Origin of the sequence: Thermithiobacillus tepidarius DSM 3134 (assembly GCF_000423825.1) — a bacterium.
Lineage (GTDB): Bacteria > Pseudomonadota > Gammaproteobacteria > Acidithiobacillales > Thermithiobacillaceae > Thermithiobacillus > Thermithiobacillus tepidarius.
Map to the genome: position 1 here is coordinate 38,444 of NZ_AUIS01000007.1, position 17,769 is coordinate 56,212.

At 66.6% G+C, this 17,769-nt stretch carries 17 protein-coding genes; 5 read left to right on the top strand and 12 right to left on the bottom strand.

Annotated features, from left to right (window positions below):
* Nucleotides 1–61 precede the first annotated feature (61 nt).
* The 4 genes from G579_RS0104875 to G579_RS15955 all read left to right on the top strand — a co-directional run bounded on the left by G579_RS0104875 (nt 62) and on the right by G579_RS15955 (nt 3,698).
* The gene (locus G579_RS0104875; RefSeq protein ID WP_028989275.1) at nt 62–478 is read left to right on the top strand and encodes a hypothetical protein; all 417 of its coding nucleotides are present in this window, start codon (nt 62–64) and stop codon (nt 476–478) included.
* Between the two features lie 55 nt (nt 479–533).
* Nucleotides 534–1,184 (top strand): endonuclease III, encoded by a 651-nt coding sequence (gene nth, locus G579_RS0104880; RefSeq protein WP_028989276.1) that lies wholly within the window; start codon nt 534–536, stop codon nt 1,182–1,184.
* A complete protein-coding gene (locus tag G579_RS0104885; protein WP_028989277.1) occupies nt 1,181–2,290 on the top strand; it encodes an FIST C-terminal domain-containing protein in 1,110 nt (369 codons plus the stop codon). The genes nth and G579_RS0104885 overlap by 4 nt, the downstream gene beginning before the upstream one ends.
* Nucleotides 2,291–2,369: 79 nt before the next feature.
* Entirely contained in the window at nt 2,370–3,698 is a 1,329-nt protein-coding gene (locus G579_RS15955; protein ID WP_081662599.1) for a L,D-transpeptidase family protein, read from the top strand.
* A gap of 138 nt (nt 3,699–3,836) precedes the next feature.
* Here the strand turns inward: G579_RS15955 and G579_RS0104895 are convergent, their stop codons facing one another.
* From G579_RS0104895 to minC, 11 genes are all read right to left on the bottom strand, one after another.
* Nucleotides 3,837–4,163: an Lpp/OprI family alanine-zipper lipoprotein gene (locus tag G579_RS0104895; protein ID WP_028989278.1), complete on the bottom strand. Its 327-nt coding sequence runs from the start codon at nt 4,161–4,163 to the stop codon at nt 3,837–3,839.
* Between the two features lie 139 nt (nt 4,164–4,302).
* Nucleotides 4,303–4,932, bottom strand: a complete 630-nt coding sequence (locus G579_RS0104900) for a L,D-transpeptidase family protein (protein ID WP_211218656.1) — start codon at nt 4,930–4,932, stop codon at nt 4,303–4,305.
* 162 nt (nt 4,933–5,094) lie between these two features.
* Nucleotides 5,095–5,853, bottom strand: coding sequence for a PPK2 family polyphosphate kinase (locus G579_RS0104905; RefSeq protein ID WP_211218657.1), 759 nt, complete (start codon nt 5,851–5,853; stop codon nt 5,095–5,097).
* A 2-nt stretch (nt 5,854–5,855) separates the two neighbouring features.
* Nucleotides 5,856–8,279, bottom strand: a complete 2,424-nt coding sequence (gene ppsA, locus G579_RS0104910) for a phosphoenolpyruvate synthase (RefSeq protein WP_028989281.1) — start codon at nt 8,277–8,279, stop codon at nt 5,856–5,858.
* A gap of 94 nt (nt 8,280–8,373) precedes the next feature.
* Entirely contained in the window at nt 8,374–9,840 is a 1,467-nt protein-coding gene (gene glgA, locus G579_RS0104915; protein WP_028989282.1) for a glycogen synthase GlgA, read from the bottom strand.
* A 158-nt stretch (nt 9,841–9,998) separates the two neighbouring features.
* Nucleotides 9,999–10,430, bottom strand: a complete 432-nt coding sequence (locus tag G579_RS15960; RefSeq protein ID WP_081662600.1) for a roadblock/LC7 domain-containing protein — start codon at nt 10,428–10,430, stop codon at nt 9,999–10,001.
* Nucleotides 10,427–11,647 (bottom strand): PhnD/SsuA/transferrin family substrate-binding protein, encoded by a 1,221-nt coding sequence (locus tag G579_RS15965; protein WP_162142970.1) that lies wholly within the window; start codon nt 11,645–11,647, stop codon nt 10,427–10,429. The genes G579_RS15960 and G579_RS15965 overlap by 4 nt, the downstream gene beginning before the upstream one ends.
* A complete protein-coding gene (locus tag G579_RS19580; protein WP_051180891.1) occupies nt 11,640–13,712 on the bottom strand; it encodes a SpoIIE family protein phosphatase in 2,073 nt (690 codons plus the stop codon). Before G579_RS19580 ends, G579_RS15965 begins: the two co-directional genes overlap by 8 nt.
* A gap of 121 nt (nt 13,713–13,833) precedes the next feature.
* Nucleotides 13,834–14,130: a cell division topological specificity factor MinE gene (gene minE / locus G579_RS0104935; protein ID WP_028989283.1), complete on the bottom strand. Its 297-nt coding sequence runs from the start codon at nt 14,128–14,130 to the stop codon at nt 13,834–13,836.
* Complete coding sequence (gene minD / locus G579_RS0104940) at nt 14,130–14,939, bottom strand: septum site-determining protein MinD (RefSeq protein WP_028989284.1); 810 nt, start codon at nt 14,937–14,939, stop codon at nt 14,130–14,132. Before minD ends, minE begins: the two co-directional genes overlap by 1 nt.
* 7 nt (nt 14,940–14,946) lie before the next feature.
* Nucleotides 14,947–15,636 carry a septum site-determining protein MinC gene (minC, locus tag G579_RS15975; protein WP_081662602.1) on the bottom strand — a complete coding sequence of 230 codons (690 nt, stop codon included), beginning with the start codon at nt 15,634–15,636 and terminating at the stop codon, nt 14,947–14,949.
* Nucleotides 15,637–15,851: 215 nt separating this feature from the next.
* On the opposite strand from minC, the gene G579_RS0104950 reads away from it, so the two are divergent.
* Nucleotides 15,852–16,460 (top strand): hypothetical protein, encoded by a 609-nt coding sequence (locus G579_RS0104950; RefSeq protein ID WP_028989285.1) that lies wholly within the window; start codon nt 15,852–15,854, stop codon nt 16,458–16,460.
* Between the two features lie 63 nt (nt 16,461–16,523).
* Here the strand turns inward: G579_RS0104950 and G579_RS0104955 are convergent, their stop codons facing one another.
* Nucleotides 16,524–17,753, bottom strand: coding sequence for a hypothetical protein (locus G579_RS0104955; RefSeq protein ID WP_155989747.1), 1,230 nt, complete (start codon nt 17,751–17,753; stop codon nt 16,524–16,526).
* Nucleotides 17,754–17,769 lie beyond the last annotated feature (16 nt).

Genomic DNA, 17,769 nt, shown 5'->3' on the forward strand with positions numbered 1-17,769 from the left:
TAGACCACAAGCCCCAGTCGCATGGGGTGCATAATCTGTCACTTATCCGGGAGCGAATCACATGGCAGGACATTTTCCCTTTTCCGGCAAAGCCAACCGCGTGTCCGTGTTTGCCTTCTACGAGGCCCAGAACTGGAGCCTGCCCGTGCAGGAACAGTACTACAAGCGCTGGTATGATTGGGCCAAGAATTACGTCATGAACGACCCGGATCTGAAGGCCGCCAAAGCTCCGGAGTTCGCCCATTATCCCTATGGGACCCACGCGCACCACAATTTCCACCTGAGCGACTACATCTGGGCCACCACGCTGCTGGACCTCGGTGAGTTCATCAAGCACAACATTCTGCCCCGCCTGAGCCACGACGAGCTGCACAAGCTCGAAGAGGAGCACCATCACTGGATCGAGGAGATGGCCAAGGCGGCCGAGGCGCATCCCCGCGCCGCGCCGGGCGAGGTCGGGCGCTACCGCCACGTCTGAGTTTCGAGGCAAAAAGGGCAAGGGCGCTCCGGGCGCTCTTGCCGTTTTCGACATCATGGATCGACACGCAATCGAGCGTTTCTTCGCTGGCCTCGCCGAGGCCATTCCCTCCCCCAAGACCGAGCTGAACTACAGCACGCCCTACGAACTGCTGGTGGCCGTGGCGTTATCCGCCCATACCACCGACAAGTCGGTCAACAAAGCCACGGCAAAGCTCTTCGCTGTGGCCAACACGCCGGCGGCCATGGTGGCCTTGGGCGTGGAAGGCGTGAAGGGCTACATCAAAACCGTCGGCCTGTACAACACCAAGGCCGCCAACCTGGTGCGCGCGGCGGAGATCCTGCTGGAGCGCCACCAGGGCCAGGTTCCGCACTCCCGCGAGGCGCTGGAGGCCCTGCCCGGCGTCGGCCGCAAGACAGCCAACGTCATTCTCAACATGGCCTTCGGCGAGCAGACCATGGCCGTGGACACCCACATCTTCCGGGTGTCCAACCGTACCGGCCTGGCGCCGGGCAAGACGCCGCTGGCCGTGGAGAAAGCCCTGCTGCAGCGCGTGCCGCCTCCCTACCTGAAAGACGCCCACCACCTGCTCATCCTCCATGGGCGTTACACCTGCACCGCCCGCAATCCCAAGTGTGACCGCTGCCCTGTCCATGCGGCCTGCCGCTGGCCGCAGAAGCCGCCCCGGCCCGGGAACACGACGTGACGGGCGCGGCGGCCACCGGCCTCAGCAGCGGGTCGCGGGCCACACCGGCGCTCGCCGCGGCCGCCGTGAGCGAGGCCCTGGCCAAGCTGGACAGTCCGCGCGCCAACAGCGTGCTGCTCTTCCTGACCGAGCAATTCGCTCCGGTCCTGGATGAGAGCTTGCGGGCCTGCGCGCGCGCGGCCGCCTGCACCCAGGTCATGGGCGCGAGTGCCGTGGGCGTGCTCACGGAAGCGGGCTGGATCCGCGGACGAGCCGCCTGCGCCGCGCTGGTCCTCGCCGGCCCCTACCGGCTGGACCCGCCCTTTGCCGCCGGCTCCGGCCAGAGCATCCTGTCCTTTGCCACACCGGCACTGCTGGACTGGGACTGGCTGCAGCACCTCTTCCCGCGGGTGGGCGCGGTGGCCAGCGCCAGCACCGCGGCCGGGCCGCATCAGGTGTGGGCCGGCAGCCGGCAGATCGCCCAGGGCCGGGTGCAGGCCGTCCTGACCGGCGCCGAGCACGCCGCGCTGGCCCTGTCGCGCGGCGTGCGGCAACTGACTCCGCCGCTGCCCGTGACGGCCGGCCACGGACGCCTGCTGCTGGAGCTGGGACACCGGCCCGCCCTGGAGTGGCTGGCGAAGTCGCTGCCCTACAGCGTGCGCGAGGAGGACAGGATCCCCCTGCATCGGATGGCGATCGGCTGGGTCCATGGCGATCCGCATACGGCAGTGACGGCGGGCCGCTATCGGCTGCTCGATCTCCTCGGCACCGATCCGGCACGGCAGAGCATGGAGCTGAGCAGCGCGGTCCCTCCCGGCCGGCACGTGTTCCTGGCCCTGCGCGATCCCATCAGCGCCGAGCGTGATACCCGCATGGGGCTGCAGCAGATCCAGCAGGAGCTCAGCGAGCCGGCCTTCGGCCTGCTCTTCCCCTGTCTTGGCCGCGGCGCCGATTTTTTTCGCGGCGCCGATCGCGATCTCGAACTGATGCGGGAGCAGTTTCCCGGCCTGCCGTTCATCGGCTTCTACGGCAGCGGGGAGATTGGTCCTCTGGAAATGCAGAGCCAATTGTTCCAATATACGGCCATCATGGCCGCGTTCGGCAAAAGAGCGATTCTGCCGATCTAGAACAACAAAATCAGCGCCCTACCCGAGGAAAGATCTTGCGTTCCCCTAAACCCTAGGACAAGATGGGAAAAAGGAATTCATGTTGCTCAAATCCGGCCTCTTCAAGACCTCCATGCACGTTCGCCTTGCTTGGCTCACCCTCGGTGCCGCTTACGCCGTACCGGGCGTAGCCGACACCTTCGCCCTGCCGCCGCCGGGCGATGACGTGGTTGGCAAGCCGCGCGTCGTCGTGACCCGCGAACGCGACACCCTGCTCGACATCGCCCGCGCCTATGACCTCGGCTACGAGGAGATCGTCCGGGCCAATCCCGGCGTGGACCCCTGGCTGCCCAAGCCCGGTACCCGCATCATCCTGCCGACCCAGTTCATTCTGCCCAAGGCGCCGCGCACCGGCATCGTGCTGAACGTGCCGGAGATGCGCCTGTATTACTTCCCCAAGGCGAAGGAGGGCGAAACCCCCATGGTCGTCACCCACCCGATCGGCATCGGCCGCGAGGGCTGGGCCACGCCGCTGGGCGAAACCAAGGTGGCGTCGAAGCGGGCCAATCCCAACTGGTACGTACCCGCCTCCATCCAGAAGGAACACGCCGCCGCCGGCGATCCGTTGCCCAAGGTGGTGCCGGCCGGTCCGGACAACCCGCTGGGCAACTTCGCCATGCCCCTGGGCATCCCCGGCTATCTGATCCACGGCACCAACAAGCCCTTCGGCATCGGCCGGCGTGTGAGCCATGGCTGCATTCAGCTCTATCCGGAGGACATCGAAAGCCTCTTCAAGGACGTGCCCGTGGGCACGCCGGTGCGCATCGTCAACCAGCCCTACAAGGCCGGCTGGCTCAACGGCACGCTCTACTTCGAGACGCACGCGCCGCTGGAGGAGGACCAGAAGAAGAGCGCCAACCTGACACCCATGGTCAACGTGATCGTGGACGCCGCCAAGGATCGCAAGCTGGTCGATTGGGACAAGGCGACCGAGGTGGCCAGCCTGCACGTGGGACTGCCCGTGCCCATCTCCCCCGATACGCCCGGGGTGGCCGAGCTCCTGGCCAAGCTCAACAACATGGAGCCCGCGCCCAACGAGGCCACCCTCGATACCGCCAACGAGCCGTCGCTCGCCGAGCTGAGCGGCAAATGGGTGGTGCAGGCCGGCGGCCTGGAAAGCGAGGAAGACGCCCTGCGCCTGGCTGCCATGCTGCGCCACTTGGGCCCGCCGATCCCGGCCCTGGCCACCCAGGTCAAGGGGGCGTTCCAGATCTTCACCGGCCCATTCGGCAGCAAGAAGGAAGCGCTGGCCGCCAGCAAGCGCATCAAGTCGAGCCTGGAAGTGGCGACGCGGGTGCTTGCGCCGGAACAATCCTCAGCCCAGCTGCAGGGCAGCGCCAAATCCTCCTTCAGCGCCAGCGCCCGTTGAGCAGGCCTGCCACGGGTTTAACCCGTGGCGCCCGTGCTGGCGCATGAGCGGCTGCCGAGTTGCCTCCCTGCCCCGGCAGCCACGTAAAAAGCCCCGCCGTCTTGGACGGCGGGGCTTTTGCTTTTGCTGCGGATTTTTTTACTTGCGCATGGATCTTTCGAAGCTGCGCTCGCTGCCGCCCATGCTGGGCTGAGGCTGGGGCTGAGCCGCCATCTGCTGCTGGATCTGATTCACACGGTTCATGGCTTCGTTGGCCGTGGTCTGGGCGGTGTTGGCGCGGTTGATCGCTTCGTTGGCCGTGGTCTGGGCGGCGTTGGCCGTCTGGTTGGCCTGTTCAGCCGTGGTCCGGGCCTGGTTGGCGGTGGCTTCGACCCGCTGCAGATCACCCTTGGTGGCGCAAGCGGCAAGGCTGAGGGGCAGAACCAAAGCGGAAAGTTTAAGTGCAGTGATCAGCGTCTTGCTCATAGCGTTTCTCCTTTTATAGTTAGCAGCAAAGCACGTTTAGCTTAAACGGTAATCCAGCAGCTTTCCAGCCATTTGCCGGCTACTCCGCCAAAAGTCGGAGTCGCAAACATGGCCAGGAATCGACACGATACGGAGCGCTTCAGCGAATCACGACCCTGGTACCCACCTCCACCCAATTGGCGAGTTGCTCGACCTGTTCATTGGTGAGCGCCACGCAACCCTGGGTCCAATTGTAGCGGCGATGCACATTGACATCGCCTTGGCCGATGCCGTGAATGCCGATCTGCCCACCCAAGGGCGTATCTTGCAAGGGCAGTTGCTTGTGGGCCAGCAGATTCTTGTTCAGCTCGTACACATCCTTGCTGATCAAATTCTCCTTGTAGGCCTTTTCCGTGACGTCCAGGTTCGGATAGTCCAGGCCGAAGAAAATGTGAAAGCGGCTGTTGTCGTTGATCCAGGCAATATGATAGGTGCCCAGCGGCGTCTTGCCGTCGCCGGAGGTACGCACCTCGCCCACCCCGCCGCGCCCGAGAGCCACGTAGTCGAATTTCTTCAGCACCGTATCCCGTTCATACACGGTCAGGGTCTGCTGGCGCGTATCCACCATGATCCAGGGCTTGCCGTCATCGGCGTCCACCACGGCCATGGGCAATGGTTGCGCCGGGGGAATGGCTGCCAGTTGGAGCGGCTCCACCCGTGCCGGCGCGGGAGTTGCAGAGGCGGGCACATCCGCGGCCTGGGCGGCCATGCTCAGGAGGGTGCCCATCATCAGAGCGGTTGCTGCTTTGGGAAGCGAGTTTTTGATGCGTTCGATCCAGACTGCCATTTCTTGTTCCTGTGAAAATTCTTGGTACGGGGGCGGGTCTTCCCACCATTTCTCCCAGTGGGGATTATAGAACAAACACGGAATTCTGCCGGGGCCGCGGACGCGCTAGCTGACGGGCCCGGTGGGCCAGCCCAGCTTCAATGCTTCGAGTGCCGCCACCACCGTGCGCGCCACCAGCAGGTTGCGATACCACTTATGGTCCGCCGGCACGATGGTCCAGGGCGCCCAAGCCGTGTGGGTGGCCTGCAGCGCCGTGTTGTAGGCCGCCTGGTACTCGTTCCAGTGGGGCCGCTCGGACAGGTCCGAGGCGGACAGCTTCCACATCTTGGCGGGATCGCGGATGCGGGCGGCCAGGCGCTCCGCCTGCTCCTCCGGGGAAATGTGCAGGAAGAACTTGAGCAGGATGATCCCGTTGTGGTGGAGATATTGCTCGAAAGCGTTGATTTCGTCAAAGCGCCGACGCCGCACGGCCTCGTCGATGGTGCCGTGCACGAAGGCGGTGACCACGTCCTCGTAGTGGGAACGGTTGAAGACGCCGATGGTGCCATGCGGGGGCACGTGCCGGTGGATGCGCCACAGGTAATCGTGGGCGCGCTCCAGGTCGTTGGGGGCTTTGAAGGACAGCACCTGGGTGCCGACCGGATTGAGCCCGGACAGCACATGGCGGATGGTGCCGTCCTTGCCCGAGGTATCCATCCCCTGCAGGATGATGAGCAGGGCGTGGCGGCGATTGGCGTAGAGCAGATCGTGCAGCTCGGCCAGTTGCTCGCGATGCTTGACGAGCGCCTGGCGCGCGGCCTCCTTGTCCTCGCTGCCGGGATGCCCGGCGGCGTCCACTTGGTCCAGGGACGGCAACTTCTCCATGCTCATCCCTCCTGGCCGCGGGCCTGCCGCGCCTCGAAGTCCAGCACGGCGAGCGTGGTCTTCAGCACGCTGTCCGGATTGAGGCTGATGGAATCGATGCCGGCCTCGACCAGGTACTGGGCCAGTTCCGGGTAATCGGAGGGCGCCTGGCCGCAGATGCCCGAGTGGCGACCGTTGCGCCGCGCGCCTTCCACGGTCATGCGCAGCATGGCCAGCACGCCGGGATCACGCTCGTCGAACTCGAAGGCGACCAGCGCCGAGTCGCGGTCGACGCCGAGCACCAGTTGGGTGAGGTCGTTGGAGCCGATGGAAAAGCCGTCGAAGACCTGGGCAAAGGCATCGATCTGCAACACGTTGTTGGGGATCTCGCACATGACATAGATCTCCAGGCCCTTGTCGCTGCGCCGCAGGCCGTGCTCGGCCATGGCGGCCACCACCCGCTCGCCCTCCTCCACCCGCCGGCAGAAGGGGATCATGAGCTTGACATTGGCAAGGCCCATCTCCTCCCGGACGCGCCGCATGGCGGCGCACTCCAGGGCGAAGCCCTCGGCGTAGGCCGGGTGGGTGTAGCGCGAGGCGCCGCGGAAGCCGAGCATGGGATTCTCCTCGCGCGGCTCGAAGGCACGCCCGCCCAGGAGGCTGGCGTACTCGTTGCTCTTGAAGTCGGACATGCGCACCACGACGGGCTTCGGGTAGAAGGCGGCGGCGATGGTGCCGACGCCCTCGGCCAGGCGCTCCACGAAAAAGTCCGCCGGCCGCTCGTGATGCCGCGCCAGGGCCAGGATCGCCTCGCGCTCCGCCGGGTCGGCCACCCGCTCCGGGTGCAGCAGGGCCATGGGATGGGCCTTGATGTAGGCGTTGATGATGAACTCCATGCGCGCCAGCCCCACGCCGTCGTTGGGAATGAAGCTGGTCTGGAAGGCCAGCTCGGGGTTGGCGATGTTGATCATGATGCGGGTCTTGGGGCGCTGCAACTGGCTCAGGTCGGTGCGCAGCACCTCGAAGGGCAGCGCGCCTTCATAGAGCTTGCCCACGTCGCCTTCGGCGCAGGACACCGTCACCGCCTGGCCGCTGCTCACCTTGTCCATCACGCCTTCCACGCCGACGATGGCGGGGATGCCCAGCTCGCGCGCGACGATGGCGGCGTGGCAGGTGCGTCCGCCGCGGGCGGTGACGATGGCGGCGGCCTGCTTCATCACCGGCTCCCAATCCGGGGTGGTGGTGTCCGCCACCAGCACCTCGCCGGGCTGGAAGCGGGCCAGCTCGCCCGGATCAGTGATGACGTGGACCGCGCCCGCGGCAATCTTGGTGCCTACCGCGCGCCCGGTGGCCAGCACCGGTCCTTCGCCCCGCAGCACGAACTCCTCGAGCACATCCCCCTGGCGCCGGGACACCACCGTTTCCGGCCGCGCCTGCACCAGATAGAGCCGGCCGTCGAGGCCGTCCTTGGCCCACTCCACGTCCATGGGCCGGTCGCGGCCGGCTTTGGCGCTGTAATGGGCTTCCACCTTGATGGCATAGTCGGCCAGTTGCAGCACCTCGGCATCACTGAGGCAGAAGCGCCCCCGCTCCGCCTCGCTGGTGTCCACGTTGCAGGTGCTGGTCTCCTGGGCGGCGCCGCTGTAGATCATCTTGACCTGCTTGCGGCCCAGGCGCCGCCGCAGCACCGCCCGGTAGCCCTGCTGGAAGGTGGGCTTGTGCACGTAGAACTCGTCCGGATCCACGGCGCCCTGCACCACGTTCTCACCGAGCCCATAGGCGCCGGTGATGAAGACCACGTCGCGGAAGCCCGACTCGGTGTCCAGGGAAAACATGACGCCGCTGGATGCCAGGTCGGCGCGCACCATTTTCTGCACGCCGATGGACAGCGCCACCTTGAAGTGGTCGAAGCCCTGATCCATGCGGTAGGAAATGGCGCGATCGGTGAAGATGCTGGCGAAGCAGCGCCGGCAGGCGTCCAGCAGCATCTCGTCGCCGCTGACGTTGAGATAGGTCTCGTGCTGGCCGGCGAAGCTGGCGTGCGGCAGGTCCTCGGCGGTGGCGGAACTGCGCACGGCGACGGTCATCTCCGGTCCGTACTCGGCCTGCAGGCGGTGGTAGGCCTCGAGGATCTCGACCCGCAGCGCGTCGGGCAGGCCGGACTCGTACACGATGCTGCGCGCCGCCTGGGCACGCCGGGCCAGATCGTCCAAGCGGTTCTTGTCGAAGTCGTCCAGCAAGGCATGCAGCCGCTCCCAAGCGCCGGCCCGGGTCAACATGTCCCGATAGGCCTCGGCGGTGATGGCGAAGCCGTCGGGCACCGGAATGCCGAGCGGGGTGAGCTCGCGGTACATCTCGCCGAGGGAGGCGTTCTTGCCGCCCACGCGCGGCACGTCCTCGATGCCCAGTTCACTGAAGAAAAGAACGTACTTGCTGGATCGCGACATGGTCACCCCGTTGTCGGTGCGCTGCGGCTCGGCGGGTTCGCGGTGCGCCTGGCGCCGCGTCCCTTCCCTAAGACACGCGGATGCCGCCGAATGCTCAGTGCCGGCGGATTTCCTCGTAGACCTTCACGTATTCCTGGGCTGCCCGCTCCCAGCTGAAGTCCTGGCTCATGCCGTGCTGCTGCAGTACGCGCCAAGCCTCGGGCTGCCGGTAGCGCTGCCGGGCGCGCCGGAAAGCGGCCAGCAGATCCTCCACCGTCGGCCGGTCGAAGACGAAGCCGTTGGCCGCGCACACGGCCGGGGACTGGGTGTCGGCGTCCACCACCGTGTCGGCCAACCCGCCCGTGCGCCGCACCAGGGGCGGCGTGCCGTAAGCCAGGCTGTACATCTGATTGAGGCCGGAGGGCTCGAAGCGGGACGGCATCAGGAAGAGGTCCAGCCCGGCCTCGATACGGTGCGCCAAGCCCTCGTCGTAACCGATGCGGACGGCCACTTGCGTCGGATAATCCGCCGCGAAGGACTGGAAGCGCTCTTCCAGCTCGCGCTCACCGCTGCCCAGAAGCGCGAACTGCCCTCCCCCTGCCAGCATCTCCGGCAGGGCATCGGCCACCAGATCCATGCCCTTTTGCGACACCAGGCGGCTCACCACGCCAAAGAGGAAGGCGTCCGCGTCTTCCGGCAGCCCCATTTCCCGCTGCAAGGCGCGCTTGCAGCGCGTCTTGCCGGCCAGGTCGCCGGCCTCGTAGCGGGCGGGCAGCTGCGCGTCGCGGGTCGGATTCCAGGTGCGGGTATCGATGCCGTTCAGGATGCCGCGCAGGTCGCGCGCGCGCTCGCGCAGCAGCCCGTCCAGGCCCATGCCGAATTCCGGCGTCTGGATCTCGCGGGCGTAGGTGGGACTGACGGTGCTGATGCGGTCGGCGTAGACCAGGCCGGTCTTCATGAAGGAAAACTGGCCGTAGTACTCGGTGCCGTGCAGGTGGAAATCTGCCGGTGGCAGGCCCAGTCGCTGCACAGCCGCGGCCGGGAAGATGCCTTGGTAGGCCAGGTTGTGCACGGTGAAGAGCGTGCCCGGCCGGCTGGCGCCGGCGCGCTCCTCCAGCACCAGCAGATACGGCAGCAGCGCGCTCTGCCAATCGTTGGCATGCACCACCTCGGGCCGCCAATCCAGGTTGGCCACCCGTCCCTGGGCCAGTTCCTGCCCGACCCGGGCCAGCAGAGCGAAGCGCTGGTCGTTGTCGGACCAATCCTGTCCCTGCGGATCCTGGTAGGGACCGCCGGGGCGCTGGTAATAAGGCGGATAATGCAGCAGATAAATGGGATAACCGCCCTCCGGGGCATCCAGCACGCTCAGCCGGGCCGCTTCCGTCAGCCCGGGCAAGTGGAGCTGCGCCACCGGCTGCCCCGCGCCGAAATCGGGCGCGATGCTCCCGTAGGCGGGCGTCAGCACCCGCACGTCGTGGCCCAGGTGCCGCAAGGCCGCGGGCAGCGACTGGGATACATCGCCCAAGCCGCCCGTCTTGGACAGGGGCATGATCTCCGAGGTGACGAACAGAATGCGGGTCATAAGCGGGTTGCTTGGCTTGATGGTTCTTCTTCTTGAACGCCCGAAACAGACGCCGATGCTGCCGCCGGCCTGAAGCGCGGGGCACTCACAGGATTATGAAGAAGGGACCGGGGAACGGCAATAGCAAGGACGGCGGAGGCGGAACGCCGGGCCGCGCTTCAGGCCGGCGTTGCCCAATCGCGTTGCAGGTGCGCCAGAATACCGCTGGCCACTTCGCCCAATCCCTGCTCGTCGCGGGCGAGATCGGCGAGAATGACGAGTCCCAGCTCGCCGCCCCGCAACGGCCGCAGGTACAGGCGGCCGGCGCCGTAGCGGATGGCGACGCTGTGAAGCTCGGTGGTGCCGCCGATCCGCTGCAAGGCGCGCTGGGAAAAAGCCAGCATGCCGGCGGCCAGGCCGGCAAAGTCCTCCTGGGTCATGTCGCCCGGCAGCGCCGCCGCCAGCGACACCCCATCGCTGCTGACCAGTGCCAGACCCGACAGTCCGTGCTCGGCCCGGGCTCTGTCCAGCAAGTGCTGGGCGACGCGCAAGCCGGTGTCGCTGCGCAAGTCGCCGGCACTGGGCAGGTCGGGCATGCATTGTGCCGTCATGCGCCTTCTCCCAGGGATGCTGCCGGGCGGGACAGAGCCTCCGGCAGGAATGCCCCGGGGCCGCCGAGCGGCAGGTAGCGCTTGAACAGCGTGGTGAGCATGTCCAGCTCCTCCGGTTCGGGCGCGCACCAGCCCGCCAGCTGCATGTCGCGCAACACCTGCCGGCCCTTGTCCTCCTGTGCCATAGTCAGCAGGATCTCCCGCAGGGTTGCCTGCAAAGGCGCGCGCCCGGGCGCCACGCAGAGCAGGTGGAAAGCAAAGCAGGAGTCGCTTTCATCCAGCAGCCAAGTCGCCGAACGGGTCAGGCCCGACAGGCCGCGGTAGTTTTCGCTGAGCATGAAGACCAGATCCACTTCGCCCTGCAGCAGCATTTGCAGGGCCTTCATCTCCTGGCCGGCAAAGCGGAACTGTAGCCCGGCGGAATCCAACCCGCTCTCGTCCAGCAGAAAGCGCCCCAAGAGATAAACGAAGCTGTTCGGTGTCGCGGCGGCCACCCGCGCGCCGGCGAAGTCGCGCAGGGCCCGGCGCGGGTCGTCGGCGCGCACGAGAATGCTGACTTCGTCGGTCTGTCCCTGCGGCCGCAGGACCGGCACGAATCCGGCGGACAGCATCAGGGCGCAGGCGTCGAAGGGCTTGGCGTAGACGATATCCGCCGCAACGCCCTGCTGCGCCGCAGCAATGCCCAGGGCGCCGTGCACCGGCTCGAAGTGGACGGCCCGCTCCAAGCGCCGCTGCAAGTAGGTATTGAAAAAGTACCAGCCGCTCAACTGCTGGCTGCTTTGCAGACTGACCCGGAAGTGCAGCCTGGCGCCGTCGTCCGCCGCAACGGGTGCCGCCACCGGCGCCGTTGCGGACTGGAAGACGGCCGGACCGGCTGGAACAGCGGCTGCGGCCGGCGGACAGCCGCCTTCGGCCAGATAGTGACCCATGCCGGTCATCTTGAAGAGCATGCCAACCATGCGATTGGGGTTTTTGACGTGAACGCGGATGCCGCGATCCCGCAGGCTCTCGAAGACCTTCAGAATCTGCGCCAGCCCCATGGAATTGACCCGCTGGACGGCGGAAAAGTCCAGGATCAGGCAGGCCTGCAGGTCCACTTCCAGCAGACCGGCCAGTACCGGTCCCGCGTCCACGTCCACCGAACCGCTCAATTGAAAACACGAGGTCTGCGCCTCGCTGGCGGGCTGCGCCGCGAGTGACAGGGATGGGCTAGGCATGGCTCGGCACCTCGTTGACTTCGCTGTGATAGAGAAACTGAAAGCCCGTGTCGGCCTCCGCATCCAAGGGACTGGCCAAGTCCAGGAGGGCGGTGATCTGCGTCCGTCGCTGGGGATGCACACGGATCTGCAGATAGTCGGCCAGACGCCAGATGAGGTAGAGACCGGCACCGCCCACCCCCGCCTCCAGCCCCTGTCCCGCCAGATGCCGCACCAGCCGGTTCAGAAAGGTCGCGGGCGTCAGGGTGCCCCAGTCGTCGCTGACCGCGATCCCCAGGCACTGCCCGCCCAGGGCAAGCTCCAGACGCAAGCTCTCCGTGGCGGCCAGGGTGCGGCGCATGCCCTTGCTGTAGAGGGGGCGCCCCTGGCCGTCGCGCGGCGCGGCGTAAAGGCCGTTTTCCAGCATCTCGTCCAGAAGCAGCACCACGGTTTCCAGGTGCTCCGCCGTCAGGGCGCCACGCTCCGCCAGCCACGCCTCCGCCTCGCTCATGATGAAGGACTTGTCCTCGCTGCCGGTGAGATCGAAAGCGCGCCGCTCCCGCGTTGCCGGCAGGAGGCGGTGGAGGTCGTCCGCACCGTCCGACGGCTCCCGGTGCTGGAGCAGGAGCTCCTCCCAGCCCAGCTGCTGCAAAAAAGCCTGGCGGCGCGGCAGCACCCGCCGGATGCCGTCCCGGCACAGGCGCGGCAGCAGGTCGGCGAAGCAGCTCTCGGCCAGGAAGACCATGGACTGGCGCGCGATGCGGGGAGAAATGGGCGCCGGATTGACCCGGTAGAAGGCGTCGGCGATGCGGATCAGGTCGCTGCCCGGCTGCGGGCTCTGCGGTACCGGGCCAGGAACGGCCTCGGGGCGCTCCTGGAAGTCCAGCACGAAGAGGGTGACGTCATCGGCAAAGCTGTCGCCGCCGCAGTGCACATGCAAGGCATCCAGCACGGCGGCTTTCAACTGCGCAGCCGGTGCCGCGCCGTGCGCGTCGAGCAGCGCCTCCAGGCGCTCGTAGCCAAAGGGCTCACCTACAGGCGACTCGGCCTCCACCACGCCGTCCGTGTACAGGAACAGGCGGTCGCCCACCTCGAAATCCACGATCTGGCTGGCGTAGTCGGCCTTGGCCTCCTTGCCCAGCGGCAGGCCACCCGCCTCCAGCATGGACCAGGTGCCATGTCCGGCACGCCGCAGGTAGGGAAACTGATGGCCCGCATTGGCAAAGCGCAGCGTGCCGTTGCGGGTGTCCACGCTGGCACAGAAGAGGGTCATGAGCAGGGATTGGCGGGCCGTGGCCAACAGGGTCTGGTTCAGCCGCTCCAGGATTTCCCGGGGATCGGAGACTCCTTCCGTGGCCAGCAGGTTCACGCCGGCCTTGGCGGCGCTCACCATGGTGCCCGAGGCCACGCCGTGGCCGCTCACGTCGCCCACCAGCAGTACAGTCCGGTGCGGCCCGGCGGCGAAGTAGTCGTAGTAGTCGCCGCCCACTTCACTGGAGGTGATCATGTGCGCCTGTCCCGCCAAGCCCGCCATCCGCATCTCCGGCGGCGGCAGCAGGGTGCGCTGCAGGAGAGCGGCATTGGCCACCTCGCTTTGCAGCCGCCGACTGAGCACCTGCAGGGTATCGATCAAGCGGGCTTGGCTTTCGGAAATGCTCAGCATCAGGTCGGCCACGGGCACCACCCCCAGGATGCGCCCCTGCGCCTGCACCGGCACGGCTTCCAGCATCAGCTCCGGATCGTGCTCGAGCAGGTCGCGCAGGACTTGATCCACCCGGCTGTCTGCAGCGGGGCAAAACGGCACGTAGCCGAGCTGCGGCGCATGGGCCAGCAGATCACGGAGGGTTTTGCGGATGAAGAGCTCCTTGGCATAGGCCCGGCTGAAGTAGTTCAGCAGGGTGCGTCTAGCCAGGAGGTGGAAGCCGGCTTCGTCGAGCACCGGCAACGCCAACAGAGTCTGCTGGCTGCCGAAGCGCTCCAGCACGGCGGCAACCGGCTCATCGAGATGGGTCGGCTGGATGAAGGTGACCAGATCCCGCAGGACGGGAACGGCAAACGCGGGACGTCCACCAGCAAGTGCAGCCAAAGATTGTGTCCTTTTCCAGAAGGCGTTCTTTTCGAGGGCCGCCCAGGGGCGGCCCTTCTGCTTCTTCGAGCAGATTCAGCCTAACAGGAAAAGATGACAGTTTGATGAAACCCGGAGCGGGTCAGCGGGACGGGCTACGGGCGCCGCGCCCGTCGGCGCCGTCGCGTCTGTTCAAGGAGACGTTGAGCTCGAAGACCTCCACCGAGCCTTGCTTGGCCAGGTTGATGCTGATGTCGTCCCGGCTCACGGGTAGGTAGCGCGCCACCACCTCCAGAATCTCCTGTTGCATGCGCGGGATGAAGTCGGACTCCATGGCCGGACTGCCGACCCCGCGTTCATGCGCCAGAATAATCTGCAGGCGCTCCTTGGCAATGTTGGCCGATTTCGGCTTTTGGAAAAAGAAATCAAGAATACCCATTATCTGCCCCGCTTGAACAATCGGGCGAAGAACCCGCCCTCCACGGTCATGAAACGCTGCGGCACATCCTCGCCCAGGTAGCGGGCGACAATGTCCTGGTAGGCCTCGCCGGCCGAGCTCTTGCCGAGCACCACGGGCTCGCCCGAGTTGGAGGACTGCAGGACGTCCTCCGATTCGGGCACCACGCCCAGCAGCTTGATGCGCAGGGTGTCGAGAATGTCGTCGGCCGACAGCATCTCGCCCTCGGCTACGCGGCGCGGCTGGTAGCGGGTGACCACCAGATACTCGCGGATGGGTTCCTCGCCCAACTCGGCGCGGCGTGATTTTGCGGTCAGCAGGCCGATCATGCGGTCGGCGTCGCGCACCGAGGACACTTCCGGGTTGACCACGACGAAGGCATCGTCCGCGTAGTACATGGCGTGCATGGCACCCTGCTCGATGCCTGCGGGCGAATCGCAGACGATGTAGGCGAACTCCTGGGACAGCTCGTCGATGACCCGGCCGACGCCCTCGATGGTGAGCACGTCCTTGTTCTTGGTCTGGGAGGCGGGCAGGATGGCCAGATTCTTCTCGCGCTTGTCGCGGATCAGCGCCTGGTGCAGCTTGGCCTCGCCCTGGATCACGTTGACGAAGTCATAGACCACCCGCCGCTCGCAGCCCAGCACCAGATCCAGATTGCGCAGGCCGATGTCGAAATCCACCACGCAGGTGGGGTAGCCGCGTGCCGCCAGGCTGAACGCGATGTTGGCGCTGGTCGTGGTCTTACCGACGCCGCCCTTTCCGGAAGTGACTACGATAACTCTTGCCATTGGCTACTTACCCCAGTTTCTCGAAAACAAGCTCTTCATCCCGCAATGCCACGCCGACGCTGCTGCCGCTGAATTCCAACATCAGCGGATGGTCGGGCAGCATGAAATGGCCGGCGATGGACACCAGTTGCGCCGCAAAGTGCGTCGCATAGACGCGCGCCCCCATGTCCCCCATGGCACCAGCCAAGGCCCGCCCCGCCAAGCGCCCGTAGACGTGAATGCTGCCGTCCGCCAGCACCTCGCCCCCCACGTTCACTCCGTGCAGCGCCACCAGGTCCCGTCCGCGCGCGTAGATCTGCTGTCCGGCGCGCACCGGCTGCTCCAGCACCAGCGACCCGGAGGTAGGCGCGGGTGCGGGCGCCTCTTCCGGCATCCGCTCCGCGCGCGGCTCCTGCTGGAAAAGAACCAGGCCCGCCTGGCGCCCGGCCTCCAGCAGCGCCGCGCCGGCGCCGCGCAGGCCCACCACCCGCAGGCCCTCAGCATGCAGCACATCCAGAAAGCCCCGGAGTGCGCCGGCGTCGGCCGCCTGCCACTCGCTGGCGTCCAGCACCAGATTCGCCTGGCGAAGGAAATCCCCGGCCAGCGCCAGCTTCTCGCGAAGCTCGTTCTGCAGGGCGCTTAAGTCTGTGGAAACCGGGAGAATGACGGGTAGAAGAAATCGGTCCGCCTTGATGCGCAAGGGAGGTGTTGGAGACATGCGAAACCTTTAAAAATGAATTGCTTTTCTATCACGGGCGGACCCGCGCTGCAAGCGCCGGATCCAAGATCCCCGGGCGCGCACCGCGCTGTGGCCGCTTATGCCCCCATCGGCGGGACTGCGGTTGAACCGGCCTGCAGGATACCTTAAGGTACTAGCCGTTTCGGCACTTCGCCCTGCAACGGTTCATCCCACTCACGCTGAACGGAAAAGCCATGGATCAAAGCCAAGAACAACAGCAAAGCGAGCTGTGCAACCGCTTCAAGGAACAGCGCGAGGCCAAGCGCTGGGTCGGCTACTTCGCCAACCTGCACGAGGGCGAGGACCCCGTCGCCTACAGGCTCTTCGGCGCCCTGATGCGCTTCAAGATGGGCCTGATGATCCTGGCGCCGGACCAGCCGGAACGCTACGAGCCCGTCTACCGGGACAGCCTCAAGTACCACCTGCAGACCATCCGCCACGGCCGGCTGGCCACCAGCTTCGCCCCGCTGAAGACCCGGGTCTACTTCATCGAAACCCCCGGCGCCATGGACGCCTTCTATGCCTGCGCCGATTTCTGCGTACCGGGCGGCACGCTGGGCGGCGGGCCCGTGGACCTGATCACCCCGATCCGCGCCGGCTGCCCGCTCGTGCTCGGGCCGGCCATGCCCAGCAACGCCCTGAAGCGCGGCCTGCTGGAAGCGCAGGGCGCGGTGGCGGCGGAGAGCCTGGAGCAGGTGGTCGAATTGGCCAAGATCTGGATCGCCGATCCCGCCGCGGCCAAGGCCCATGCCGAGCGCGCGGCGGCCTGGCTGGCCGCCAACCCGGCGCTGGCCGGCGCCTGAGCCAAACGCAGAAAGCCCCCGGCCGGAGATCCCGGCCGGGGGCTTTTCACGTTGGCGGGCCGCTTACTTCTTCTGCGCCTTCAGATCATTGTAGAAGAAGCGGATCATGAAGCGCAGCACGTACTGGGTGTCCTTGGAGAAGAGGATGCGCAGCAGACCCATGATGCCGCCACCCTTCTTCTCCTGGCCGCGCAGCTCTTCCTGGGTCTGCTCCAGGGCCGCCAGGGCAATGCCGACCTGGGGCTGATAGCGCTTGGCCAGCACCATGCCCTCATCGATCCAGGCCTTCAGCTGCGCGTCGCTGGGCAGATAGGGCTGCAGGGCGTCGATGGCGGTGCTGGCCCGCTTCAGCAGACCGCTGCGATGCACGGCGCCGGCGACGTTGATGAGGTCGGGCAGCATCTCGTCCAGGTGTGCTTGGCGCACACCCGCCAGCATGCGCCGCACCCGCTCGGCCAGGCTCGGCGCATCGCCGACCACCAGCGCCTGGGCCTGCTGGGCGATGTCCAGCCACTCCTGCGCCGCGGCCTTCACCTGGGCCATGACGGCAGCCACATCCAGGTCCTTGAAGGCTTCGGGCGCCACATCCTTGAGCGTGCCGATGCCGATGCTCAGCTGCCCGCCCCAGTACTCCGCCTGATCCAGCAGACCGCTCACGCGCACCGCCAGATTGTCGGCGTCGCCCTGGGCCAGCGCCTTGACACGCATGGCGATGCGCAACCAGGCATCGGCCGCTTCCTGCAGCTCGTCCACCTTCTCCGGCAGGTTCATGGCGAGCACGGCTTCGCTCAGCGCCGCCAGCGCCTGCTTGACCGTATCCATCCAGTAAGGGAGCTGGGCCTGGAGCTGGTACACCTTGTCGATCAGGGCCTGCAGGGATTCGCCCTGGGGCAGCGTGGAAGTGGCGCGCAGCACAATCTGCACGCGGTTGAGCATGCCGCTGTCGTGCAGCAGCGCCAGGGTATCCAGCAGTTGCGGCAGCACCACGTCCAGCTGGGCGCGCTTCAGCGCGTGCAGCATGTCGCGCACCCGCTCGTTGGCTGACTCGGCGGAGTCGATGTGCAGCAGGTCCAGCGCTTCCTGGGAGGTTTCCTTGAGGGCCTGCAGCTTGGGCCGGAAGGCGGCAATGACCTTGTCCTCGTCCACCGCTTCGGGCAGTTCCGAGAGCACGTCCCGGACCAGGGTCAGCAGGTCCTCGATCTGAAAGGCCCAATCGCCGATCTTGGCCAGCCCGGCCCATTCCTTCTGCGTCAGCGCTCCCGCCTGCGCGGCGCCCACTTCACTTTTCATCATTGCATTGCCCATTGGC